Genomic DNA, 23,336 nt, shown 5'->3' with positions numbered 1-23,336 from the left:
CGAAAGCGCGCAGCGCGGCAGGGTATGGGCTACTCAAGCTTAAAGCGTCCGACCTTTACCCTGAAGCATCCAGCGACATGAATGTCCCGAGAGCGCCGCAGGCGCGGCAGGGTATTCATGTCTCGGGTTTAAGGTCGGGCGCTCTAAGGCGGGGCGTTTTCATCGGCGCTGACCGGGGCGCGGGGCCCGTTACCCCTCCGGCGGCAGCATCTGCGGATTCCAGACGATTTCCCACAGGTGCCCGTCAGGGTCGCAGAAATAGCCCGCGTAGCCGCCATAGAATGTGTCCTGTGCGGGTTTGATTATCCTGGCACCGGCCTGTGCCGCGGCCGCAAGGTTCTGATCCACCTCTTCGCGCCGGGCCACATTATGCCCGATGGTGACGGCTGTCGGGCTGACCGGCTGCACCGCCAGCCCGGTGTCATGGGCAATGTCGGCCTGCGCCCACAGGGCCAGCTTCATGCCGCCGGACAGGTCGAAAAACGCAACCGCGCCATGATCGTACTCCTGCCCGATGATGCCTTCTGTCGGCAGCCCGAGGCCGTCGCGGTAGAATGCCAGCGAACGTTCGAGATCGGCGACACCAAGTGTGAGAACGGATATTCCGGGTTTCATGTCATGCCCTTTCCTATCGGCGCCCGCACCATGCAGACGCCTGGATAGTCTTGGGCCGCTGACAATCAGCAGAAGGACCCGCAGGGCGCGGGGGCCGGGCCAACCTTCCCGGGCCTGACCTGTTTCAGACCCGTCAAGGATAGACAGCGCCCCGGCGCCGGTCAAGAAGGGCAGGGTCAGCTTCCCGACAAACGGCAGGGCCTGTTTTCAACCCCGCTTCGCGATCACGGATGCGACAGCGTTCAGCAAATCGACCTGTCGCACGGGTTTCATCAGGCGGATGTCATCGGCGTGCAAGCCGTTGCCGTGGACCATGGCCTCATTGGCATAGCCCGACATGAAGATGAAGGCGGCGTCGGGGTCCATCGCCCGAATGGCTTTCGCCAGATGGGTGCCCTGCAACTTCCCCGGCATGACAATATCTGTCGCGATCAGGTCAAAACTCGGGTCCTTTTCCCAAAGGGCCATCGCATCGTCGCCGGAGGGTGCGGTCGTGACCTCGATGCCGGCCCTCACCAGAATGTCTTCAAGCGCGATCAGAAGGTCGGCGTTGTCTTCGACCAGCAAGATCCGCTTGCCGGCGAGATGCGACATATCCCGGGGCAGGGCAGCGGCCGCCCTGGTCTTGCCACCCTCCAGGGCCGCTTTGAAATACAGTTTCAGTGTCGTGCCGGTGTTCCTCTCCGAATAGATGCGGACCGTCCCGTTCGACTGTTTCATGAAGCCCTGAACCATGGACAGCCCAAGCCCCGTCCCCTGGCCGGTCGGCTTGGTCGAGAAGAACGGCTCGAATACCCGTTTCAAATCTTCTTCCCCGATCCCGACGCCGGTATCGCTGACCGCAATCATCACATAGCGCCCCGGCACCAGATCTTCGCCACGGTCCTCGATGTATTCATTGTCGATGCGGACATTGGCGGTCTCAATCGTCAGCCGGCCACCGTCGGGCATGGCATCCCGCGCATTCAGCATCAGGTTCAAAAGCGCGTTCTTGGCCAGACTTTCATCAGCAGTAAACCGCCACAGGTTCGCCAGCAGCGAGGTCTCGATCTGAATGTTCGCGGGCAAAAGCCGGTTCGACCAGTTCAACACATCGCGGATCATGTCATTGGCCTGCAGCAGGGTCGGTTCCAGATGTGAACGGCGCGCAAAACCCAGCATGTTCCGGGTAAGGTCGGCACCGCGCTGCGTCGCATCAATCGCGTTTTCTATGTAATCCGCATGCCCGGCGTGATCGGGTTCAGTCTGCAGCAGCTCCAGATTCCCAAGGATGACGGCGAGGATATTGTTGAAATCATGCGCCATGCCACCCGCGAGATTGCCGATCGCCTCCATCTTTTGCGACTGGCGAAGTTCGTTTTCCATATCGACCAGCATGGAAACATCCTGCAGCGTGCCGGCCATGCCTATGATCTCTCCCCCGGCATCCAGAATGACCTCTCCGCTGTCGACGACATTCACGATCGACCCGTCAGGGCGCCGCATACGGTGCAGGTTTGAAAACTGCCCCTTTTCCGACTGCGCCAGATCGACCGCTGCGCGCAGCTTGGCCCGGTCCTCCTCCAGGACAAAGGCCCAGCCCTCTTCGACGGTCGTCGGAAAATTTCCGGGTTCAAGCCCGCAGATCCGGCCCACGGCTTCGGACCAGTAGAGATCGCCCTTGAGGTCGGATTTCCAGCGCCCGAGCCGGGCGATGCGTTCCGCCTGAAGAAGAAATGTTTCCTGCTCCTGCAGCTTCAGCTTGTCGGTTTCGGCCTGACGGCGCCGTCTTGATTGCACGACGGCAACCGCCAGGGCCCCCGCCACGACGGAAGATGCAAACAGAAGGGCCACGGCATAGAGGATGGCCCGTCGGCGTGCCATCACATCCAGAATCTTGTGTTCGAATTCTCTGATGCTCCGCGCGGCGTCCGTATCCGATACGCGAACGCGCTCATCGACCTCGGCAATTGTCAGCTGATCCCGTATGTCGCGGGTCCTATCCAGCATTTCGCGATAGGTCGCCAAAGTCGACCTCAGGTCGGTCATCTGTTCCTTAATGCCCAAATTCGCGGCCTGAACTTCAATCTCTGAGATCGCGACAACAGCAATGTTGTAGTCTTCAAGGGCCGCGTCCAGATACCCCGTCTCGTCGGGGCGCAGCACGTGATTCTTGAAATTATGGATGAACCCGGCATAGCCGATTGACCGTTCAAGCAGCAGAAACAGGCGCGGCAATGTATAGGATGCACGCTCATAATAGACAAAACGCTGGCCGAGCAACACCATCGCGAAAATGACACAGACAGCGGCCAGCAGCAGCAACGGCCTGTGCAAATTCGATAATTTCATGTTCTCAAGCCTCGTTTGAGGGCGCGGGGATTATGCATAGTCGAGATTTTTGTTTTCAACTTCAAGCCGACACATTCAAATGGATGCAATGACCACCCCGGCCATTGCCCCTGCCAGGCCCCCGTGGTTTGTCGTGAACCTCGCATGGGCGCATGCATAGACTCAACTTCTTGCATTCTCGTCAACAAGCCAGCCCTGCCTGAGTTCTTGGGTCTGGATGGACGTCGGCCGCCACCAAATTGATCATCCAGTGCAGCGAAGGCTGGTTTGGTTCCCGCCCGGCGCCTCAGGCTTGCACCGGGCATGGGTGGCAGTGATCGGCGGCGTTCTGCCTAGTCGCCCCTTGCGGATGCGGCGCTTTCCAGGTTGCGGATCAGATCCTTCAGCGTGGCGATGAAGGTCGCATATCTGTCGCTGCCGATCGCATCGTTCAGCGATTGCAGGTGCCCGATGGCTTTCGCTTCCATCATGGCCTGCTGCCTGATGCCCTTTTCGGTGGCGACGCTCAGATGAATCCGGCGGTCGCTGGCCGATCTGAGACGCACGATCATCCCCTCGTCTTCCATCCACCGCAGCGCCTTGGTCACACTGGATTTGTCGCGCGCCGAGGCGGTGCCGATCTGGGTCTGGCTGATATGCGGGTTGCGCACGATCAGGGTCAGGATGGTGAAATAACCCGGATGCAGGGCATCATCGCCCAGACGTGCCCGGAAATCCTCATAGGCCGTCTCATGGGCGCGGCGCAGATACATACCGATGAATTCGTGCAAAATGCCATGGTCCAATGTGTCGGTGTCCGGGGCCTGTACCGACCCATAGGACAGCACGTCGCCATCCCTGATCCCCGGAGCTGCATCGTATGTCTTCTTGTCCATATTCACCGCGCCATCAGAGGAAGGACCATCACGATCCATGGGAAAGCAATTATGATAATGATGCGGACAATATCAGCCAGAACAAATGGCAGGATCCCCCGGTACATCTGACCGACCGACAGGTCGCTGATGACGGATTTGATGACAAAAAGGTTCAGCCCCACCGGCGGCGTGATCAGCGAAAGTTCCGTCACCATCACGGCAAAGATCCCGAACCAGATCGGATCAAATCCCATCTGTGTCACGATGGGAAAGAATATCGGGATGGTCAGCAGGATCATGGAGAGGCTTTCCATGAACATGCCCAGAAACAGATAGATCACGAGGATGGCAAAGATCACCGCCATCGGGCCAAGGCCCAGCGAGGTGATCAGATCCGACAGGGCGGCGGGCAGGCCGATCAGGTTCATGAAGTTGGAAAAGACCAGGGCCCCGATCAGCACCAGGAACAGGCTGGCCGTGGTGGTCACGGTTTCCACCAGCGAGGCGATCAGCCCCTCCCAGGACAGGGCGCGCCGCCACAGGGCAAAGGCCAGCGCGCCGGTTGCGCCAACGCCCCCCGCCTCGGTCGGGGTAAAGACACCCTGGTAAAGCCCGCCGATGATGCCGATGAAAAGCAGCAGGATGGGCCCGACACTGCGCAGGTATCGCAGCCGTTCGGCCCAGTCCGCGCGCGGGGCAGCAGGCGCGCAGGCAGGGTCGATCTGTGCGGCAATCCGGATCGCCGCCAGGTAAAGCAGGATCGCCAGCACACCGGGCAGGATACCCGCGATGAACAGCGAACCGATGTCCGTCCCGGTCGCGATCCCGTAAAGCACAAGGATCACCGAAGGCGGGATCAGGATGCCCAGGGTGCCGCCCGCCGCAACGGCAGAGGCCGCGAAACCATCGGCATAGCCATAGCGGCGCATCTCCGGCACGGCGACCTTTGCCATCGTGGCCGCCGTCGCCAGCGAAGAGCCGCTCAGCGCCGAGAAACCGCCGCAGGCCAGGATCGTCGCCGCCGCCAGACCGCCGCGCATATGCCCCACGAACCCGTGACAGAGCCGGTAGAGATCCTCCGACATCCGTGCCCGTGTCACGAAGACCCCCATCAGGATGAACATCGGCAAAACCGACAGCTCATAGGACATCGTGGCGTTGATCGGCAGCTGGCCGATCATGCCCATGGCGGTGCGGTCCGAAATATTGATCCAGATGCCCGACAGGCCGACCAGCAGCATCGCCAGCGCAATGGGCATGCCGCCCATCATCATCACAAAGACTGCGGCAAAGGCCAGACCGGAGATTTCCCAGACCGCCATCAGAGCCCACCGCCCGTCTCGGATACGGCAGGGCGCGCCCGCCTCAGCACATCAATGGCACAGATGAGAAAGGCGAGGGCGGCAACCGCCAGAAACACCGCCATGCCCTGGGCAATCAACCCCTTGGGCACCCGCAGTTCCATCGTGACCTCGTTATAGGTCAGCAGCCGCTCACCCTGCAGCCAGACCCGCCAGGACACAAAGGCCATCAGCGCCGCACCCACAAGATCCGACAGGAAGGTGGCAACCGCCAGCACCTTCGGGGGCAGCCGCTCGGTCAGGATCGTCACGGTGATGTTGCCCCGCCTGCGCACCATCAGCGGCACAGCGGTAAAGACGATCAGTCCCATGCCGATCTCGATCATCTCGAACCCGCCCATCAGCGGACTGCGGAACCCATACCGCATCACGACACCGGTAAAGGTGACAGCCATCACGAAAAAGGCGATCAGCCCGGACAGCCAGGCAAGCGCCAGACACAATCTGTCAAAAAGGGTAATGGCGGCTGTCACGGTGATCTTCCCTCCGGGGCGCGCGGATGACGGAATGAAAAAGGCGGCACCTTCTGCAATGCCGCCTAGGCTCTGGACCCATTAATTCTATATACTCAGCGGTGATTTCACGAGATTTCAATGGTTTGGGGCGTGCAGCCAATAGTGGTTCTATTTGCAAGCGACCCAAGATATTGAAATGAAGTGAAATCGCCGCCCTTCGGGTTTGACGGATTTTCCCGCAGTCTGCGTCACATCTGCTTGGAATAGAACCACTATTCCTGCGCAGATGTTCCTGGTCTGCAAAAAAATCTGTCAAACTGAGCATATAGAATTAATGGGTCCAGAGCCTTACATTACTTTACCACATTCACCACTTTGTCCGTGCGGTAGTTCTCGACCATGTCCCGCGCATATTGCAGGATCGCATCCCCGTCGAAGCCCTTTTCCGAGGCCTGCGCCAGCCATTCGGCCTCCAGCGGCTTCAGCTTTTCGCGCGCGGCGGCAACATCTGCCTCGGGCAGGGTCACGAATTCCACATTGTTTTCGTTCAGCTTCGCTTCGCCATGCTTGTCGCCATTGGTCCAGGCAAAGCCGGAGAGCATGGCGATGGCCATGCCCGAATGTTTCTCGACCGCGGCGCGTTCCTCATCGCTCAGGCTGTCCCAGCTGTCCTGGTTGAAGGCGACCCAGAAGGTATCGGTATAAAGCCCGCCGGGAATCCGCGTGATCGAGGAGATGACCGGGGTGATGCCGAAAAAGTCGATGGATTCAGACGGGAAGGTGATGCCATCGGCCACACCGCGCGACATGGCGGTCTGCGCTTCGGTCGGGGGCAATTGCACCGGCGATGCGCCCAGTTCGGACATGATGCGCCCGGTGACATTGCCGCCAACGCGGATCGTCTTGCCCTCCAGATCGGCAAGCGTGTCGACCCGGCCCTTTGCCATGTTGATGTTGGGGTTCGAATGGGTGAACAGCCCCACCACATGCGCGCCCTCATGCTCGCCATATTCGGCACCGTACTTCTGGTAGGTCAGCCAGGAGGCCGCAGAGCCGGCCCAGGGATCGGGCGACATGAACGGCAGGTCCATGACCTGTGTCATGGTGAAACGGCCCGCGTTATGGCCGGACACGCCATAGCCGACGTCAAAGGCCTGATCCAGCAACAGGTCGAACTGCGCGGGCGGCGGGCCAAGCGGCGATGTCATGATCTCGAACTTCAGCGACCCGCCGGTTTCCTCTTCGATGGCCGTGGCCCAGGGCTGCAGGATACCCGAAACGATCAGGTGATGCGGCGGCAGCCAGGACCCGATCCGCATGGTCTTGGTGTCCTGCGCCAATGCGGGCAATGCCGCGACAGTCATGGCCGCCGCCAATGTCCAGGTCGTAAAGTGTTTCATCTTACTCTCCCTTGTGTTTTGCGGCCTTCGCCGCGCTTACGTCAAAATTGTCAAAGCTTGCTCGGCCCACTCAGTTTGAAGATTTCCAGGGCATCCGCCGTCTCGCCGCCGCGCACGGTCAGCAGGCGGAACTGTTCCGCAGCCATGGCGGTGAAGGGCACCGGCGAGGTGCAGGAGCGCGCCAGCGCACAGACCGAATCCAGATCCTTCAGCATGGTATAGACATGCCCCAGGGGCGGCTCATGCTGCGCATTGACCATGCGGGGCAGGAAGATCTGCAAGGGCTTGCTGTCCGCAAATCCGCCCGCCAGGGCCTCCGGCAGCCGCGTGGCATCCACGCCCGCATTGGTGGCAAGGCGCGCGGCCTCGGCCAGCACCGCCATGGTACAGCCGACAATGACCTGGTTGCACAGCTTGGTGGTCTGCCCGGCCCCCGAAGGCCCCATCAGCGTAAACCGCGCGGCCATGTCCAGCACGGTGCTCTCGACCCGGTCAAAGACCTCTTGCGCGCCACCGGCCATGATCGCCAGCGTGCCCGCCTCGGCCCCCGGCACGCCGCCCGAAACCGGCGCGTCGATCCAGTCCATCCCGGTCTCGGATTTCAGCTGCTCCGCCATCCTGACCGATGCATCCGGCTGGATCGAGGAGAAATCGACCAGAACGCTGCCCTTGCGCGCGCCCCTGGCCACGCCGTTTTCGCCAAAAACGGCCTCTTCCACGGCATTTGTGTCGGTAAGGCACAGGAACACGATATCGGAGCGGCCGGCCACATCGGCGGGGCTTTCCCCCATCGCGGCACCCTTGTCCACAAGCCCCTGCGCCTTGGCCGCCGTGCGGTTCCAGACGGTCAGCGGATGGCCCGCCGCCAGCAGCCGTGCCGCCATGGGGGTCCCCATCAGACCGGTGCCGATATAGCCCAGTGTTGCCGTCTTGGTCATGTCGTCTTTCCTTTCCTGCGGGTTTCCGGCCATTGCGCGTTGCCCGCATGGGTCACGGCACCTTCATGGGCCTGTCCCACCGTCGCCGCATATTTCGACAGCAGACCGGCGCGATGCCGCGTTTCCGGTGCCGTCCAGCCTTCGCGGCGGCGGGCCAGTTCATCCTCTGACACGTGCAGCGTGATCGTCGCGGCCTTGCCATCGATGGTGATGCTGTCGCCGTTCTGCACCAGCCCCATCGGGCCGCCGGTCGCAGCCTCGGGCGCGGCATGGCCGATGCACATGCCCCGCGTCGCGCCGGAGAAACGGCCATCGGTCAGCAGGGCAACCTTTTCACCCATGCCCTGCCCATAGATCAGCGCCGTCAGACCCAGCATCTCGCGCATGCCGGGGCCGCCCACGGGCCCCTCGTTCCGCACGATCAGAACCTCGCCTGCCTTGTAGTCGCGCGAATGAACCGCCTCCACAGCGTCATCCTCGCTCTCGAACACGCGCGCCGTGCCGGTAAAGGTCAGCGATTTCAGCCCCGCCACCTTGAGCAGCGCCCCATCCGGGCAAAGGTTCCCCTTCAGGACAACCACGCCGCCCGATTGCATGATGGCGTCGGACACGGGGCGGATGATCTCACCATCCGGTGCCGGCGCATGGGCGACCTCCTCGGCCAGGGTCCGGCCCGTCACGGTCAGCGTATCGCCATGCATGAACCCATGGGCGATCAGCTCCTTGATCACCACATGCGCACCGCCGATCTCATAGACGTCCTTGGCATGGTATTTCCCGCCGGGACGCAGGTTGCCGATGAAGGGTGTCCGCTGCAGCACTGCGGCAACGTCATCGGCGGTAAACTTGATGCCCGCCTCATGGGCAATCGCCGGAATGTGCAGCGCGGTATTGGTTGACCCGCCGGTCGCCGCCACAATGGCGCAGGCGTTCTCAAGCGCCTTGCGCGTGACAATCTCGCGCGGCAGCGGGCCGCCCCGTTCGATCAGTTCCATCACCAGCGCGCCCGCACGCTGGCCCACGCCCTTGCGTTCCGAATAGACGCCGGGAATCATCGAGGAATTGGGTACCGTCATGCCCAAAGCCTCTGACACCATGGCCATCGTATTGGCGGTGAACTGGCCCGCACAGGCGCCGATGGTCGGCTTGCAGGCCTCTTCAAGCTGGGTCAGCTCATCTTCGGTCATCGTGCCGGCCTGCACCGCGCCCACCGCCTCGTAAGTGTCCAGAACGCTGACATCGCGGCCCTGGAACCGCCCGGGCAGGGCCGAGCCGCCATAGACAAAGACAGCAGGCACATTGCAGCGCACCATGCCCATGATCACGCCGGGCAAGGTCTTGTCGCAGCCGCCATAGCCGACGATGCCGTCATAGGCATGGCCATGAATCACCGCCTCGATGCTGTCGGCGATGATCTCGCGGCTGACCAGGCTGAACTTCATGCCCTCATGGTTCATCCCCACCCCGTCCGAGACAGAGATCGTGGTGAATTCGCGCGGTGTGCCACCGGCCATCGCGATGCCTTCCTTGGCATATTCGACCTGCTGGTAATGGGTCATGTTGCAGGGCGTGGTTTCACCCTTCTGGCTGACAACCCCCACCATCGGCCTGGCAATCGCGGCGTCGTCCAGCCCCATGGCATGCATGAATGCGCGGTGCGGGCTGCGGTCGATGCCATCCGTCGTGATTCGCGAACGAAGTGGCTTTTTGTCAGACGATGCCATGGTTGCCGCCTCCAAAGAAAGTTTCATGAAAGAAGGTTTATGCTTGAACCAAACCACCGAATCCCGTTTTCTGTCAACAATGAATCCAGGGCGGTACACATGAAGCTGATATCCAACATCTCGATGATGTTCTGCGAAGTTCCACTGATCGAAAGGCTGCGCGCCGCGCGGGACGCCGGGTTTCAGGGCGTCGAAATCCAGTTCCCCGAACTGGCCGAAATTGAACCCCTGAAGGAGGCATCTCAGGCGCTGGCCATGCCCATCACCCTGATCAACGTGCCGCGCGGACCGGGTGACGCCGTCGGCCTTGCCGCATTGCCCGGTGAACAGGACGCCTTCCGCACCGCCGTTGCCACCTGCGCCGGACAGGCCGCGGCACTGGGCGTGCGCAAGGTCAATGTGCTCTCCGGCAGGCCGCCCGAGGGCGCCTCCCCTGCGGAATGTCTGGCGGTGTTAAAGGCCAATCTTGTCCATACCGCAGATGTCATGGCCGAAATCGGTGTGCAGGTCATGGTCGAACCGGTGAACCGCGATGATGTGCCGGGGTTCTTCCTCTCCGGGCTCGACCCTGCGCTGAACCTGCTGGAGGAGATAGACCACCCCAATCTGGCGCTGCAGTTCGACCTTTACCATATGGCCATCACCGAACCGGACCTGCCTGCCGCCATCCGCCGCGCAGGCGCGCGGATCGGCCATGTGCAATTCGCCGACACGCCGGGCCGCCACGAACCCGGCACCGGCATGATCGACTTTCCCGCCGCCTTTGCGGCCCTGCGCGACACCGGCTACGATGCAGAAGTCTCTGCCGAGTACCGGCCTCTGGAAAACACCGGCGACGCGCTTGAATGGATCACGGATTTCAAAAGGATGATGGCATGACGGACCTCCGGACGCTGGCGCAGAAGATTTTCGATGATGTGCTGAAGGGCAATGCCTTTGACCCCTATGCCAAGGACCCGCCGCGCACATTGGCACAGGCCTATGCCATTCAGGACGCGCTGACCGCAGCCCTGTCCGACCCCGCGGTGCGCGGCCCGGTTGCGGGCTGGAAGATCGCCGCGAATTCGCAGCAGCTGATGGCACGTTTCAAGCTGAGCGAACCTGCAACCGGCCGCATTTTCGCCAGCCAGCGTATTGATGGCGAGGCATCGCTGAATGTGGCCGATTACACCGAATTCGCCATTGAGCCAGAGATCGTCGCCGTGATGAAGACGGGACTCAGCCCGCAAGACACCCCCTTCACCCGCGCGCAGGTCATGGGTGCCATCGACCGTTTCGTGCCGGGGATCGAGCTTCTGGACCTGCGGCACACCGACATGCCCAACACCCATATCCCCGACGCCATTGCCCAGAACATCTCCAACGTCGGCGCGGTGGTCGGCGGACCGGGCCTCGCGCCCGAAGACCTGAACGTCGGTGACCTGCAAACCACCCTGCACATCGACGGTGAGATCGTGCATGACGTCACCGGCGCCGCCCCACAGGACCCGCTGGATGCGGTGACCTGGATCGCCAACCACCTGGCCGCGCGCGGCTTTGCGCTTGAGGCGGGCCAGGTCGTGTTCTGCGGCACCCACAGCCCGATCTGGTATCACAAGGGCAAGGGCCGGATCGAAGTCCAGATGTCCCGGCTCGGCACCGCGGCGCTGACGCTCAACTGATCGCGCGGGCCGGCCGGCCAACCTCACCGCGGCAATGCGCTGTAGGGGCAGACATCCTCCCCGAACGGCACCTGCCGCTGGCGAAACGCTGTCCCTTCGACCAGCACGGGCCCCGTGATGCGATCCATCCGGAAATGACGGAAATCGCCCCGTGCGGGATCCCATGACACCAGATACCACAGCGGCGGCAGGATCAGCATCGCCTGCGGTTCGACCTCGCGGCGTGTCTCAATTCCCCTGGCATCGCAGTAGTCGAACCGCAGATGGCGGCGTTGCAGGAACGCGGTTTCAAAGGCGGGCAGCAAAGCGGGGTCGATCGTGCCCATGTCCGACAGGTCCTGCAACGGGGACAGTTTGCCCACATGCAGGCAGTCCAGAAAACGGCGCAGGTCGCGCAGCTTGTCGCGGGGCAGGGTCCTTTCGATCTTTGCCAGCCCGGCATCGGCCAGATCGGAAAAGGGCAGATGCCCCGCCGCCCGCATCGCCGCCACGCTGATCAGCAGCGCAAAAACCTCCGTCACCGCCAGCCGCGCGGTTGTCTGCATGGATTGCGGGTCAAGCTGCAGACCGCCGCCGCGCCCCGGTTCCGAATCTATGACAAACCCCTGATCGCGCAGGGCACCGATGTCGCGCAGCACCGTGCGGCGCGAAACGCCGGCCTCGCCGGCCAGCTGGTCAACCGTCGCGGTCCCCCTGCGGCGCAGGCTGCGGATGATGGCGTCATGGCGGCTGCGAATATCCATTTCCGCAGTCTAGCACATTTGGTGACAAAATTTGGCACCATTTGAACATAGGGATTCTCCAATGACATCAAACCGGAGAAACCGACATGCAACGCACCGCCGTAAACCCCTGGGACTGGTCCCTGAAACTGGGCTATAACCAGGCCGAAATCATCGAAGGCGCATCGCGCCAGCTGATCTGCGCCGGCCAGACCGCCGTGGATGCAGAAGGCAATCCCCGGCATCCGGGCGACATGCGCGGCCAGATCGGTCTGGCGCTGGACAATCTCCAAGCGGTTCTGTCCGGCGCAGGCATGGAGCTTGGCCATGTCACACGACTGGCCATCTACACCACCGATGTGGATGAGGCGCTGAAGCATTTCGATCTGCTGGGCATGCGCTTCGGCGCCGCCCGCTGTGCCCCGCCGATGACCCTGCTTGGCGTCACCCGTCTGGCCATCCCCGGTCTGCTGTTCGAGATCGAGGCAACCGCCTGTGCCTGAGGCAGTCTGAAGGCAGGGGCAGGCAGCCGGCTCCGGTCGGCGTGCCTCAGGCTGCTGAAAAAGCACGTTCCTGCACCCGCTCCCCCCGAAACAACGAAATCGTTCTTCCACGACGCCAGCCACAACCCTTGGCGCGGGCTGAAAGCCCGGGCCGCGCCCGACCCTCCCCCCGGGAGGGCGCTTTTGGTGACTTCTCATATCACACTGACAACATTGATATTTGTAAGGGAGGCGCTCCGAATGCGCGTCTCAATGCGCCCTCCCAGGCTCGGGCGCGGCCCTTCGTTCGAAAACGGAACGCTGAGCGCAGAAGAACGATTTACCTCCGGCGGCAGCCGTTTCCGGGTTTGTCAGCAATCTGAGGCAGCCGACTCCGGTCGGCGTGCCTGTCTCATCTCCGGGCGCAGCGCAGGCCACAAAGCCCGCGCTGACACTTAGCGGAAACAGTTAGTTTCTGGATTCCTGCTCCTGATCCGTTGCGCTCCCCCTGATCGCCTCCCTATCATTGCGCTCTCTACACGGTCGGGAGCCCTTTAGATGCCGCCTTTCACAGATGTCCGCTCAGCGGGCTATTCGCTTTCCATCAGTGGAATCGGCATGCAGAGTCTCGACGGCGGGCAGGGCGATGACACGCTGACGGCGGCGGTGCCCGATATTGGCCAGATACATCTCAGGGGCGATATCGGGGATGATCTGTTCAACCTCGACCTGCGCAATGACTTCGGGCGTCAGGGCCATCACGTTTACGGCGGCGAAGGGGCCGACATCTTCAACTTCACCAACATCCATCTGGTGAACGCGCCGGTGGTGGGGCGGATCAACGACTTTGAGCCGACGCGGGATGTCATCATGATCGAAGGGTATCCGATCGACCTGAACGCCCTGCCGGCAAGTGTCAGGATTGCTGACGGCACCAGCGTCCTTGTGCGCATCGTGTCCTTTACCTCCTATGGCGAGGGGCACGGTGCCGCGGAACTGGGACTGGGCCCGCAGCAGTTCCTGCAGATCGGCGACAATGTCTTTTATGCGCTGGACGGGTCGCGCCACGGGGGCAACGAGCTGCATTTCATCAACGTCCCGACCGCAGAAGAGCTGACCGAGGTGGCCTATCACAACGAGGTCAATTTCGTGCCCTTCGACCATTACGAAAGCCTGCACCTGCGAATCAGGAACGTGGTCCACAGCGATGACGGCTTCAGCGGGTTCGAAACCTCCGAATACATCCGCGGGAATGTGCAGGGCGTGGCCCAGGCCGGAACCGGCGCCTATGAGGTCATCTATGCCAACGGGGGCGATGACGTGGTGGACGGTGCCACCGGCGATGACACGATCTTTGGCGGCACCGGCAATGACAGCATCGCCGGGGGGCTGGATGCCGATCGGCTCTTTGGCGAGGACGGCGACGATCACCTCTGGGGTGGCGACGATCACGATGTGCTGCGCGCCGGGATCGGCAATGATTTCCTCGATGGCGGTAGCGGCAACGACTTTCTCGAAGGCTGGGGCGGCTTCGACACGATCTATGGCGGCGCTGGCAACGACAGTATCGAAGGTGGCACCAACGCCGACAGCCTGTTTGGCGGCAGTGGCGACGATACGATCTGGGGCGGCGTGGGGCTGGATCAGCTTTGGGGCGATGCCGGGGCGGACCGGCTCAGCGGCGGCGACGACAATGATCACATCCGGGGCGGCGAGGGCAATGACACCCTGTTCGGCGATCAGGGCAACGACATGCTGGAGGGCGGCGAGGGAGACGACCGTATTCTCGGCGGATCAGGCTTTGACACCCTGCGGGGCGGGCAGGGAAACGACCTGCTGACCGGCAATTTCAACGCCGATTGCTTTGTCTTCGTGGATGGCGACGGCAACGACACGGTGGAGGATTTTGAAGCCACCAATCCTTTCGAGATCATCGACCTGTCCGGGGTGTCGGAGATTACCGATTTCGCCGATCTTTCGGGCAATCATATGGTGCAACAGGGCGACAACGTCGTGATCACCGCCAGCGCCGCGCAGCAGATCACCCTGCTTTCGGTGGCCCTGGCTGACCTCGATGCCGGGGACTTTATCTTTTAGCGCCGATTCCCGGCCTTCGCCGACCGCCACCCCGACCCCGGGGCAACTGCGGCGCTTTATGTCGCAGATTTTCCCACTTCCCCTTTGCCCCGGTTTGCGGCAGTTAAACCCGCATGACACAGGGCCTGCGCAAAACCATACTGGCATACTGCACCACGCTTATGCTCGCGGTGCTCAGTGCCGTGTCGGCCCATCACATGGCCCCCGATCGCGACGATGCCCTGCGCATGGAAGCCTTCATCGCCATGGGCAGCCTTGCCGGAGACCTGTGCGGTCTGGATGCAGAGGCCTCGGATCATCGCTGCCCCTTCTGCCATAAACTGCCCAGGGCCGCCGCCGCCCGCGCACCCGACCTGTCGCAGCGGGTGCAGCCGGTCTTTGTTCAGGCCGCCCGGCCCGACCTTGTTGCGGGCCACGCGCGGCTTTCGGCCCCGGTTGGCGTCCGCGCACCCCCTCTCTTCAGCTGAGTTCAATCCATCCGTGCCGGTGCTCCGGCGCGAATTCATTGTTGGGCGCGCCTTCCGTCAGCGCCCGGATCTCTGTGGAGACTCTCATGACCTATCCAAAGACCACATCAATTGCGGCCCTCTGCCTTGCCATGCTGGCAGGCACCGCCCATGCCCATGCCACGCTGGAACAGAAACAGGCGGCAGTGGGCGCCACCACCAAGGTAACCCTGCGTGTCCCGCACGGCTGCGCGGGCGAAGCGACCCATACCCTGCGCATCGACATTCCCGAAGGCTTCTATGCGGCCAAGCCGATGCCGAAAGCGGGCTGGGAACTGACCACCGAAACCGGCGCCTATGCCACACCCTATGACAACCACGGCAAGGAAATGACCGAAGGGGTGCGGGCGGTGATCTGGTCGGGGGGCGATCTGCCCGACGCCTTTTATGACGAATTCACCCTGCGCGGCACCGTCGGCCCCGGCATGGCCCCCGGCGAAACGCTCTATTTCCCGGCCCTGCAGACCTGCGCCAGCGGAACCGCGGACTGGACCGACACCAGCGGATCACATGATGTGCCAAACCCCGCGCCGGGGCTGACCCTTGTTGCCGGCAGCGACGGTCACGGCCACGGCCACGGCCATGCGGCGATGGACATGCCCGCCGATGAAATGGTGACCCTGGGCGATCTCGAACTGTCGGCCTATTTCGTCCGGGCAACCCTGCCGAACCAGCCCGTCGCGGGCGGTTTCTTGACCGTCACCAATGGCGGCGACAGCGACGATACCCTGATTGCCGCCACTTCCGACGCCGCCGCGCGGGTGGAAATACACGAGATGGCGATGCAGGGCGAGGTCATGAAGATGCGCGCGCTTGAGAACGGCCTGCCGATTCCCGCGGGCGAGACGGTCATGCTGAAACCCGGCGGCTATCACATCATGTTCATGGACCTTTCCGGCCCGATGACCGAGGGCGACACGGCCGAGGTCACCCTGACCTTTGAAAAGGCGGGCGCGGTGACGCTGACCATGCCGGTGCTGGCCCGCGACGGCACGGCGCATGACGCGCATGACGGACATGATGCGCATCACAAGAAGAGCGAGTGACCGCGCCATGACCTCACAACGCAAGAAATTCCTGATCGGCCTCTGGGGCATCACGCTGATCGCGCTTCTGGCCCTGGGCTGGTTCACCGTGCTTGAACCGCGCCTCAACAGATCGGTTGCCGATGAACTCGGGCGGGGCGACTACAGCCTGACCATGACCGACGGCGGCACCTTCACCCAGGACACGCTCATTGGCACCCCCTCTGCCGTGTTCTTCGGCTTTGCCCATTGCCCCGAGGTCTGCCTGACCACGCTGGGCGATGTCTCCGGCTGGCAGGAGGCGCTGGCCGAGGAGGGCGAGGAACTCCGGGTGTTCTTTGTCACCGTCGACCCTGAACGCGATACGCCCGAGATGCTGGGGGATTATGTCTCCTGGGTGCCGGGGGTGACCGGTGTCTCCGGCTCGCGCGCGGAAATCGACAAGGCGATCAGGGCCTTCCGCATCTATGCGCAGAAGGTCCCGCTGAGCGAGGGCGGCTATACGATGGATCACTCGGCCTTTGTGCTGCTCTTTGATGATCGCGGGCGTTTCGCCCAGCCCATCGCCTATCAGGAAGATTTCGACAGTGCGGTGGGCAAGATCCGCAAGCTGATCGCGGGCTGAACCGGCGCCGATGCATTCTCCCGCTCCGGCACGACCCGGAGCGGGCAAACAAATCTCAAGGAACCACGGGACATGACCCCTACATCTACACGCAGCGCGGGTGATTCCGCGCTCTATCGCGCGGTCTGGCGCTGGCATTTCATCGCCGGGCTGATCATCCTGCCCTTCCTGCTGATCATCGCCACCACCGGGGCGATCTATCTGTTCAAGGATGAATTCAACACCGCCGCCTATGCCAAGCTGCGGTTGGTGGAACCGCAGGCCACCGCACCGCTTGCCCCCTCGCAGCTGACCGCCGCCGCGCTGGCCAGCCATCCCGGCACGCTCAAGGCCTATACGCCCGCCGCCGCCCCCGACCGCGCGGCAGAGGTCCGCATTCTCGGCGCGGAGGGGCTCAAGGATACCGTCTTTGTGAACCCCTATTCCGGCGAAGTGCTGGGCAGCCAATGGGACGCAGGCCCCTCCGGCAGCCCGGCGATGTATGTCGTGCGCAAGCTGCACTCGCTGGAATATGTCGGCTGGCTGGGCAACCGGCTGGTCGAAGCGGCGGCAGGCTGGATGGTGCTGCTGGTGGGCACCGGCATCTACCTGTGGTGGCCGCGCGGCAGGAAGCTGGGCACAATGTCGATCAAGGCCACGAAAGGACGGCCCTGGTGGCGCGACCTGCATGCCGTTACGGGGATCTACACCGGCGCGTTCATCCTGTTCCTTGCCATGACCGGATTGCCCTGGTCCTCGGTCTGGGGCGGGAAATTCTATGACCTGTCCTATGCCGCAGGGCTGGGCATGCCCGATGGCTACTGGTCCAAACTGCCGGTTTCCACGGTGCCGGTGGGCGATGCGATCGACCGCGCGCCCTGGATCATGGAAAAGCAGCCGATGCCGGTTTCGGGGGCCTCGGACGGGGTTCCGGCAGGGCTGGATCAGGTGGTCGCAACGGTCGAGGGGCTTGGCATTGCGCCCGGATATGCGCTGAACATGCCCGGCGGGCCGGAGGGGGTATTTACGGCTTCGGTCTATCCCGACGACATCAGCCAGGAACGGGTGATCCACCTGGACCAATATACCGGCGCGGTGCTCTATGACGCGGGCCTGTCCGACCTTGGCGGTCTGGGCTGGGCCGCTGAATGGGGGGTCAGCATCCACATGGGGCAGGCCTGGGGGCTGGCCAACCAGATCGTGCTGCTGCTGGCCTGTCTGGCGATGATCATGCTGGCGGTTTCGGCGGCGATCATGTGGTGGAAACGCCGCCCGGCCGGGGCCATCGGCACCCCCGCGATGCCCACGGACTGGCGCATGCCGCGCATGTTGCTGGTGCTTGCGGTACTGGCCGGGGTGTTCTTTCCGCTGGTGGGCCTGTCGATGCTGGTCATCGCGGCGGTCGAGATCGCGCTGCACCTGACACGCCGCCGCCGCGCCCGTCTGGCGTGAAGCAACAGGAACGCCCGGCCTGATTCCGGGCGTTCCGAACCCCGCGCGGAACCGCCTGCCGTGAACATCCGCGATTCGAGGCTCTTGCGCGCGCGCCTTAAATAACCTATATGCGCGGCTGTCTAAGGGGCGATTACAGCACCGGACGCAGTACTGAGGCAGGGTCGGAACCATCCGGCCCTATTTCTTTTGCGTCTGCCGGATCGGCCCGAGGTCCAATTCACACCCAAGACCGGCGGAGACAACCGCACGGCCAGATACATCTTAAAAGGAAACGTAAAGCTACATGTCAAATGCTATGGACGAATTTGAAGCACTCCTGGAGGAGAGCTTCGAGATGGACACCCCCGAAGAGGGGTCTGTTGTCAAAGGCAAGGTCATTGCCATCGAGGCCGGTCAGGCCATCATCGACGTCGGTTACAAGATGGAAGGCCGCGTCGAGCTGAAAGAATTTGCCGATCCGGGCGAAGCGCCCAAGATCGAAGTCGGCGACGAAGTCGAAGTCTTCCTGCGTCAGGTCGAAAACGCCCGTGGCGAAGCTGTCATCTCCCGCGAGATGGCGCGCCGTGAGGAAGCCTGGGACCGTCTGGAAAAAGCCTATGCCGCAGAAGAACGTGTCGAAGGCGCGATCTTTGGCCGGGTCAAGGGCGGTTTCACCGTCGATCTCGGCGGTGCCGTGGCCTTCCTGCCCGGTTCCCAGGTCGATGTGCGCCCCGTGCGCGATGCGGGCCCCCTGATGGGTCTCAAGCAGCCGTTCCAGGTTCTGAAAATGGACCGTCGCCGGGGCAACATCGTGGTGTCGCGTCGTGCGATCCTCGAAGAATCCCGTGCCGAACAGCGCGCCGAAGTCATCGGCAACCTGACCGAAGGTCAGAACGTCGATGGTGTGGTCAAGAACATCACCGAATACGGTGCCTTTGTTGATCTGGGCGGTGTTGACGGGCTGCTGCACGTCACCGACATGGCATGGCGCCGCGTGAACCACCCCTCCGAGATCCTCGCCATCGGCGAAACGATCAAGGTGCAGGTGATCAAGATCAACAAGGAAACCCATCGCATCAGCCTCGGCATGAAGCAGCTGCAGGAAGATCCCTGGGATCTGGTGGCCGCCAAGTATCCGCTGGAATCCTCGCACACTGGCCGCGTGACCAACATCACCGATTACGGTGCCTTTGTTGAGCTGGAGCCCGGTGTCGAAGGTCTGGTTCACGTCTCCGAAATGTCCTGGACCAAGAAGAACGTGCACCCCGGCAAGATCGTTTCGACCTCTCAGGAAGTCGAAGTCATGGTGCTGGAAATCGACGGCGCCAAGCGCCGCGTGTCCCTGGGTCTCAAGCAGACCATGCGCAACCCGTGGGAAGTCTTTGCGGAAACGCATCCCGAGGGCACCGAGGTCGAAGGCGAAGTCAAGAACATCACCGAATTCGGTCTGTTCGTGGGTCTGCCCGGCGACATCGACGGCATGGTTCACCTCTCCGACCTCAGCTGGGACCAGCGTGGCGAAGAAGCCATTCAGGACTACCGCAAGGGCGACATGGTGCAGGCGGTTGTCTCCGAAGTCGACGTCGAGAAGGAGCGCATCTCGCTCTCCATCAAGGGTGTCGGCGGTGACAAGTTCGCCGAAGCCGTGGGCGGCGTGAAGCGTGGCTCCATCGTGACCGTCACCGTGACCTCCATCGAGGATGGCGGCATCGAGGTCGAATACGAAGGCATGAAGAGCTTCATCCGTCGCTCCGACCTCAGCCGTGACCGTGCCGAGCAGCGCCCCGAGCGTTTCTCTGTCGGTGACAAGGTCGACGTGCGCATCACCAATGTCGACACCAAGGCACACCGCCTGGGCGTGTCGATCAAGGCACGCGAAATCGCGGAAGAGAAGGAAGCCGTCGAACAATACGGTTCCTCCGACTCCGGCGCATCGCTGGGCGATATCCTTGGCGCGGCGCTGAAAGGCGACGACGACAAGTAAACGCCTCGCGTTTGACGAAATCAAAGGGCCCCGCATGGCGACATGCGGGGCCTTTTGCCTGTCACGGCTGCCCGGATACGGCGGATGCCGCGCCGATCAAGGGGCGATGATATGTCATGTGACATGCCGAACGAATCGGCGGCGCCCGGCCTGCAGGAGCTTCCGCTTTTCGCCCGGATGCGGCGCCGCAGCTCAGGTGTTATGCAAAAAAGCCAAAAAAACAGGAGGTTCCGCGCCGAAAAAGTCGAAGTCAGGCGCAAGCACGGCTTCACGGCGGCGGGGTTTCTTTTTATAGTGGCATGTGGAACGCAAAAATAGACGCACCTTGGGGGGTATCGCGATGATCCGGTCTGAACTGATCCAGAAGATTGCGGATGACAACCCGCATCTCTACCAGCGCGACGTCGAACGCATTGTGAATACCATCTTCGACGAGATCACCGGGGCCATGTCCAAGGGAGATCGCGTGGAGCTGCGCGGATTTGGCGCATTTTCTGTCAAGAAGCGTGATGCCAGGGTGGGGCGGAACCCCCGGACCGGCGAAACCGTTCACGTCGAAGAGAAACATGTGCCGTTTTTCAAGACCGGCAAGCTGCTCCGGGACAGGCTGAACGGGAAAGCATGATGCGTTACATCCGCTACTTCTGCATCGCGATCTTCGCCGTCGCGCTGATCGCGGTTGCGCTCGCCAACCGGGAAATCGTGGAACTGAAGGTGCTGCCGGGCGAAGTGGCCCATTGGTTTGCGGTGACGCCGCAGATCAGGCTGCCGCTGTTCCTTGTCATCTTGGGCAGCATCCTTGCGGGGCTGCTGATCGGCTTTGTCTGGGAATGGATCCGCGAATACGGCGAGCGGGCCGAAGCGGCCAGACAGGCGCGCGAGATGCGCAGGCTGGAGCGTGAAGTGGCGCGTCTGAAGGGCGAAAAGCACAAGGGCAAGGACGAGGTCCTGGCCCTGCTGGACGAAGCCGGCTGAGGCGCCGATGCCCTCTGCCATCAACGTCAAGATCTGCGGGTTGACCGAAAGCGCCGATGTCCCCGCCGCCATTCTGGCCGGTGCGCGCTATCTTGGGTTCAACTTCTTTGCAAAATCACCGCGCTACCTGGCCCCCGCCGATGCCGCCTTTATCGCGGGCACGGTGCCGGAGGGGATCTGCAAGGTTGCCCTGACGGTCGATGCCGACAATGCCTTTCTGGATGCGCTGGTGGCGGTCGTGCCGCTGGACATGCTGCAATTGCACGGTGCCGAAAGCGTCGAGCGGGTGCGCGAGGTCAAGGCGCGCTATGGGCTGCCGGTGATGAAGGTGGTCGGCGTGGCGGTGCCGGAGGATCTGGCGGCGCTGGATGAATACGGCACGGTGGCGGATCAGCTGCTGGTGGATGCCAAGCCGCCAAAGGGCGCGGTCCTGCCGGGGGGCAACGGGCTGACCTTCGACTGGCGGCTGATTGCCGGACGGCGCTGGCCGGTGCCCTGGATGCTGGCGGGCGGGCTGACACCGCAGAACGTCGCCCAGGCCATCGCCATGACCGGCGCACGGCAGGTCGATGTGGCCTCCGGCGTGGAAAGCGCACCGGGGGTCAAGGACGCGGATCTGATGGCGGCCTTCTGCGCGGCGGCCCGGTCTGATGGCGTTGTCTGAATGAACCGCTGACGCGGTGCGCGATCCATTTTGCTGATGAGGGGGCAGGCCCCCTCAAACTCCCCGACGGGGACTATCCTGAATTTTGTGCTCTGGCGTGGTAGCTCTGAGATGAGGAGACCCCCGTATGAGCATCAACAAAGACCTTTTGGACCAACTTATGGAAGGCCGGAAGCCCGGCGACCTGTTCGGCAAGGACGGGATTTTGCAGGAGCTGACGAAGGCTTTGGCGGAACGCGCCTTGAGCACCGAGCTGGACGCGCATCTGACCGAGGAACGGGCCGATCCGCCGCCTGAAGGTGCGAACCCGCCGCCGAACCGGCGCAACGGCAGCAGTCAGAAGACGGTAGCAACGGACAACGGCAAGGTTGTTCTGGACATTCCCCGGGATCGCAACGGCAGCTTTGATCCGTTGCTGATCGCCAAATATCAACGGCGGTTTCCGGAGTTCGATACCAAGATCGTCAGCATGTACGCGCGCGGCATGACGACCCGGGAAATCCAGGGCCATATTGAGGAGATCTACGGCGTCGAGGCCTCCCCCAGCCTGATCTCGGCGATCACCGATGCGGTCATGGACGAGGTCACCGCTTGGCAGAACCGCCCCCTGGAGCCATGCTATCCGGTGGTGTTCATGGATGCGATCCGGGTCAACATCCGCAGCGACGGGGCTGTGTCGAACAAGGCGGTCTTCGTGGCCCTGGCCATCCTGCCAGACGGGACGCGGGACGTGCTGGGCCTTTGGTTCCAGGCGAACGAGGGCGCCAAGTTCTGGGCCAAGGTGCTGAACGATCTGCGCAATCGCGGCGTACAGGATATCCTCATCGCGGTCGTTGACGGGCTCAAGGGCTTCCCCCAGGCCATCGAGGCGGCGTTCCCGCAGACCCAGGTCCAGACCTGCATCGTGCATCTCCTGCGCCATTCCATGAGCTTTGCGAGCTACAAGGACCGCAAGGCTGTCGCGAAGGCCTTGAAGTCCGTCTACACCGCCGTGGATGCCGAGGCGGCAGAGGCCGCGCTGGCTGAATTTGAGCAAAGCGATCTGGCTGCCAAATACCCGGCCATAGCGCCGAGCTGGCGACGGGCCTGGAGCGAGGTGATCCCATTCCTGGATTATCCGCCGGAGGTGCGTAGGCTGATTTACACCACCAATGCCATCGAGGCGCTGAACTCGAAAATCCGCCGCGCCGTCCGCACAAGGGGCCACTTCCCCAGCGACGAGGCGGCGGCAAAATTGATCTACCTGGCGCTGAATGCTACATCACAGGAGTGGAAGCGCTCAGTGCGCGAATGGCATGCCGTAAAAAGTCAGTTGGCAATCATGTTCGAAGACCGCTTCCCAATGGCCTAATCAAACGCGCCAGGGCACAAAATATCTGACAGTCTCCCCCGACGTCTTGAAGGGGCTTTGCCCCCTCAAACTCCCCGACACCTTGAAGGGGCTTTGCCCCCTCAAACTCCCCCAGGGATATTTACGGCCTTATGTATCAAACGCACCAAG

Annotated in this window: 22 protein-coding genes; 13 read left to right on the top strand and 9 right to left on the bottom strand. The window is 62.5% G+C overall.

Annotation, left to right across the window (positions count from 1 at the left end; translation table 11 throughout):
• Positions 1-189: 189 nt before the first annotated feature.
• The 8 genes from ACWNZ3_RS15730 to ilvD form a co-directional block, all read right to left on the bottom strand.
• On the bottom strand, positions 190-615 hold the full coding sequence (locus tag ACWNZ3_RS15730; RefSeq protein WP_269365950.1) for a VOC family protein: 426 nt from the start codon (positions 613-615) through the stop codon (positions 190-192).
• Between the two features lie 207 nt (positions 616-822).
• Positions 823-2,946, bottom strand: coding sequence for a PAS domain-containing hybrid sensor histidine kinase/response regulator family protein (locus ACWNZ3_RS15725; RefSeq protein WP_496900546.1), 2,124 nt, complete (start codon positions 2,944-2,946; stop codon positions 823-825).
• A 332-nt stretch (positions 2,947-3,278) separates the two neighbouring features.
• Positions 3,279-3,821, bottom strand: a complete 543-nt coding sequence (locus ACWNZ3_RS15720; protein ID WP_496900545.1) for a MarR family winged helix-turn-helix transcriptional regulator — start codon at positions 3,819-3,821, stop codon at positions 3,279-3,281.
• Between the two features lie 2 nt (positions 3,822-3,823).
• Positions 3,824-5,125 carry a TRAP transporter large permease gene (locus tag ACWNZ3_RS15715; RefSeq protein ID WP_496900544.1) on the bottom strand — a complete coding sequence of 434 codons (1,302 nt, stop codon included), beginning with the start codon at positions 5,123-5,125 and terminating at the stop codon, positions 3,824-3,826.
• Positions 5,125-5,637 (bottom strand): TRAP transporter small permease, encoded by a 513-nt coding sequence (locus ACWNZ3_RS15710; RefSeq protein ID WP_496900543.1) that lies wholly within the window; start codon positions 5,635-5,637, stop codon positions 5,125-5,127. Before ACWNZ3_RS15710 ends, ACWNZ3_RS15715 begins: the two co-directional genes overlap by 1 nt.
• A gap of 335 nt (positions 5,638-5,972) precedes the next feature.
• Entirely contained in the window at positions 5,973-7,019 is a 1,047-nt protein-coding gene (locus ACWNZ3_RS15705; RefSeq protein WP_269365960.1) for a TRAP transporter substrate-binding protein, read from the bottom strand.
• 50 nt (positions 7,020-7,069) lie between these two features.
• Positions 7,070-7,957 carry an NAD(P)-dependent oxidoreductase gene (locus ACWNZ3_RS15700; RefSeq protein ID WP_496900542.1) on the bottom strand — a complete coding sequence of 296 codons (888 nt, stop codon included), beginning with the start codon at positions 7,955-7,957 and terminating at the stop codon, positions 7,070-7,072.
• Complete coding sequence (gene ilvD / locus ACWNZ3_RS15695) at positions 7,954-9,681, bottom strand: dihydroxy-acid dehydratase (RefSeq protein WP_274575864.1); 1,728 nt, start codon at positions 9,679-9,681, stop codon at positions 7,954-7,956. Before ilvD ends, ACWNZ3_RS15700 begins: the two co-directional genes overlap by 4 nt.
• A 99-nt stretch (positions 9,682-9,780) precedes the next feature.
• On the opposite strand from ilvD, the gene ACWNZ3_RS15690 reads away from it, so the two are divergent.
• Positions 9,781-10,560 (top strand): hydroxypyruvate isomerase family protein, encoded by a 780-nt coding sequence (locus tag ACWNZ3_RS15690; protein WP_496900541.1) that lies wholly within the window; start codon positions 9,781-9,783, stop codon positions 10,558-10,560.
• Positions 10,557-11,342, top strand: a complete 786-nt coding sequence (locus ACWNZ3_RS15685) for a 2-keto-4-pentenoate hydratase (protein WP_496900540.1) — start codon at positions 10,557-10,559, stop codon at positions 11,340-11,342. The genes ACWNZ3_RS15690 and ACWNZ3_RS15685 overlap by 4 nt, the downstream gene beginning before the upstream one ends.
• Before the next feature lie 23 nt (positions 11,343-11,365).
• Here ACWNZ3_RS15685 and ACWNZ3_RS15680 read toward each other — a convergent pair whose 3' ends face one another.
• Complete coding sequence (locus tag ACWNZ3_RS15680; protein WP_496900539.1) at positions 11,366-12,085, bottom strand: helix-turn-helix transcriptional regulator; 720 nt, start codon at positions 12,083-12,085, stop codon at positions 11,366-11,368.
• 86 nt (positions 12,086-12,171) lie between these two features.
• Here ACWNZ3_RS15680 and ACWNZ3_RS15675 point away from each other — a divergent pair, with 86 nt between their 5' ends.
• The 11 genes from ACWNZ3_RS15675 (at position 12,172) to ACWNZ3_RS15625 (ending at position 23,186) form a co-directional block, all read left to right on the top strand.
• Positions 12,172-12,567, top strand: a complete 396-nt coding sequence (locus ACWNZ3_RS15675) for a RidA family protein (RefSeq protein WP_269365971.1) — start codon at positions 12,172-12,174, stop codon at positions 12,565-12,567.
• Between the two features lie 597 nt (positions 12,568-13,164).
• On the top strand, positions 13,165-14,643 hold the full coding sequence (locus ACWNZ3_RS15670; protein ID WP_496900538.1) for a calcium-binding protein: 1,479 nt from the start codon (positions 13,165-13,167) through the stop codon (positions 14,641-14,643).
• Positions 14,644-14,756: 113 nt separating this feature from the next.
• Complete coding sequence (locus ACWNZ3_RS15665) at positions 14,757-15,110, top strand: hypothetical protein (protein ID WP_496900537.1); 354 nt, start codon at positions 14,757-14,759, stop codon at positions 15,108-15,110.
• 86 nt (positions 15,111-15,196) lie between these two features.
• Positions 15,197-16,195, top strand: coding sequence for a DUF1775 domain-containing protein (locus tag ACWNZ3_RS15660; protein ID WP_496900536.1), 999 nt, complete (start codon positions 15,197-15,199; stop codon positions 16,193-16,195).
• Between the two features lie 7 nt (positions 16,196-16,202).
• Positions 16,203-16,799, top strand: coding sequence for an SCO family protein (locus ACWNZ3_RS15655; protein WP_496900535.1), 597 nt, complete (start codon positions 16,203-16,205; stop codon positions 16,797-16,799).
• Positions 16,800-16,871: 72 nt separating this feature from the next.
• Positions 16,872-18,230 (top strand): PepSY-associated TM helix domain-containing protein, encoded by a 1,359-nt coding sequence (locus ACWNZ3_RS15650; RefSeq protein ID WP_496900534.1) that lies wholly within the window; start codon positions 16,872-16,874, stop codon positions 18,228-18,230.
• A gap of 286 nt (positions 18,231-18,516) precedes the next feature.
• On the top strand, positions 18,517-20,196 hold the full coding sequence (gene rpsA / locus ACWNZ3_RS15645) for a 30S ribosomal protein S1 (RefSeq protein WP_205388135.1): 1,680 nt from the start codon (positions 18,517-18,519) through the stop codon (positions 20,194-20,196).
• 340 nt (positions 20,197-20,536) lie between these two features.
• Positions 20,537-20,821, top strand: a complete 285-nt coding sequence (gene ihfB, locus ACWNZ3_RS15640) for an integration host factor subunit beta (RefSeq protein WP_067297179.1) — start codon at positions 20,537-20,539, stop codon at positions 20,819-20,821.
• Positions 20,821-21,171, top strand: a complete 351-nt coding sequence (locus tag ACWNZ3_RS15635) for a LapA family protein (protein ID WP_269361590.1) — start codon at positions 20,821-20,823, stop codon at positions 21,169-21,171. Before ihfB ends, ACWNZ3_RS15635 begins: the two co-directional genes overlap by 1 nt.
• Before the next feature lie 7 nt (positions 21,172-21,178).
• Positions 21,179-21,835: a phosphoribosylanthranilate isomerase gene (locus ACWNZ3_RS15630; RefSeq protein WP_496900533.1), complete on the top strand. Its 657-nt coding sequence runs from the start codon at positions 21,179-21,181 to the stop codon at positions 21,833-21,835.
• Positions 21,836-21,962: 127 nt separating this feature from the next.
• Positions 21,963-23,186 carry an IS256 family transposase gene (locus tag ACWNZ3_RS15625; protein WP_269367759.1) on the top strand — a complete coding sequence of 408 codons (1,224 nt, stop codon included), beginning with the start codon at positions 21,963-21,965 and terminating at the stop codon, positions 23,184-23,186.
• Positions 23,187-23,336 lie beyond the last annotated feature (150 nt).

This window comes from Sulfitobacter sp. IGS-18 (assembly GCF_059628195.1).
Note: the sequence above shows the minus strand (reverse complement) of the source record. Positions and strands in the feature narration are given on the sequence as shown.

What these genes read in the sequence shown, in the direction of transcription:
- ACWNZ3_RS15730 (WP_269365950.1), bottom strand. Translation starts at nt 615, where the DNA reads ATGAAACCCGGAATATCCGTTCTCACACTTGGTGTCGCCGATCTCGAA.
- ACWNZ3_RS15725 (WP_496900546.1), bottom strand. Translation starts at nt 2,946, where the DNA reads ATGAAATTATCGAATTTGCACAGGCCGTTGCTGCTGCTGGCCGCTGTC.
- ACWNZ3_RS15720 (WP_496900545.1), bottom strand. Translation starts at nt 3,821, where the DNA reads ATGGACAAGAAGACATACGATGCAGCTCCGGGGATCAGGGATGGCGAC.
- ACWNZ3_RS15715 (WP_496900544.1), bottom strand. Translation starts at nt 5,125, where the DNA reads ATGGCGGTCTGGGAAATCTCCGGTCTGGCCTTTGCCGCAGTCTTTGTG.
- ACWNZ3_RS15705 (WP_269365960.1), bottom strand. Translation starts at nt 7,019, where the DNA reads ATGAAACACTTTACGACCTGGACATTGGCGGCGGCCATGACTGTCGCG.
- ACWNZ3_RS15700 (WP_496900542.1), bottom strand. Translation starts at nt 7,957, where the DNA reads ATGACCAAGACGGCAACACTGGGCTATATCGGCACCGGTCTGATGGGG.
- ilvD (WP_274575864.1), bottom strand. Translation starts at nt 9,681, where the DNA reads ATGGCATCGTCTGACAAAAAGCCACTTCGTTCGCGAATCACGACGGAT.
- ACWNZ3_RS15690 (WP_496900541.1), top strand. Translation starts at nt 9,781, where the DNA reads ATGAAGCTGATATCCAACATCTCGATGATGTTCTGCGAAGTTCCACTG.
- ACWNZ3_RS15685 (WP_496900540.1), top strand. Translation starts at nt 10,557, where the DNA reads ATGACGGACCTCCGGACGCTGGCGCAGAAGATTTTCGATGATGTGCTG.
- ACWNZ3_RS15680 (WP_496900539.1), bottom strand. Translation starts at nt 12,085, where the DNA reads ATGGATATTCGCAGCCGCCATGACGCCATCATCCGCAGCCTGCGCCGC.
- ACWNZ3_RS15675 (WP_269365971.1), top strand. Translation starts at nt 12,172, where the DNA reads ATGCAACGCACCGCCGTAAACCCCTGGGACTGGTCCCTGAAACTGGGC.
- ACWNZ3_RS15670 (WP_496900538.1), top strand. Translation starts at nt 13,165, where the DNA reads ATGCAGAGTCTCGACGGCGGGCAGGGCGATGACACGCTGACGGCGGCG.
- ACWNZ3_RS15665 (WP_496900537.1), top strand. Translation starts at nt 14,757, where the DNA reads ATGACACAGGGCCTGCGCAAAACCATACTGGCATACTGCACCACGCTT.
- ACWNZ3_RS15660 (WP_496900536.1), top strand. Translation starts at nt 15,197, where the DNA reads ATGACCTATCCAAAGACCACATCAATTGCGGCCCTCTGCCTTGCCATG.
- ACWNZ3_RS15655 (WP_496900535.1), top strand. Translation starts at nt 16,203, where the DNA reads ATGACCTCACAACGCAAGAAATTCCTGATCGGCCTCTGGGGCATCACG.
- ACWNZ3_RS15650 (WP_496900534.1), top strand. Translation starts at nt 16,872, where the DNA reads ATGACCCCTACATCTACACGCAGCGCGGGTGATTCCGCGCTCTATCGC.
- rpsA (WP_205388135.1), top strand. Translation starts at nt 18,517, where the DNA reads ATGTCAAATGCTATGGACGAATTTGAAGCACTCCTGGAGGAGAGCTTC.
- ihfB (WP_067297179.1), top strand. Translation starts at nt 20,537, where the DNA reads ATGATCCGGTCTGAACTGATCCAGAAGATTGCGGATGACAACCCGCAT.
- ACWNZ3_RS15635 (WP_269361590.1), top strand. Translation starts at nt 20,821, where the DNA reads ATGCGTTACATCCGCTACTTCTGCATCGCGATCTTCGCCGTCGCGCTG.
- ACWNZ3_RS15630 (WP_496900533.1), top strand. Translation starts at nt 21,179, where the DNA reads ATGCCCTCTGCCATCAACGTCAAGATCTGCGGGTTGACCGAAAGCGCC.
- ACWNZ3_RS15625 (WP_269367759.1), top strand. Translation starts at nt 21,963, where the DNA reads ATGAGCATCAACAAAGACCTTTTGGACCAACTTATGGAAGGCCGGAAG.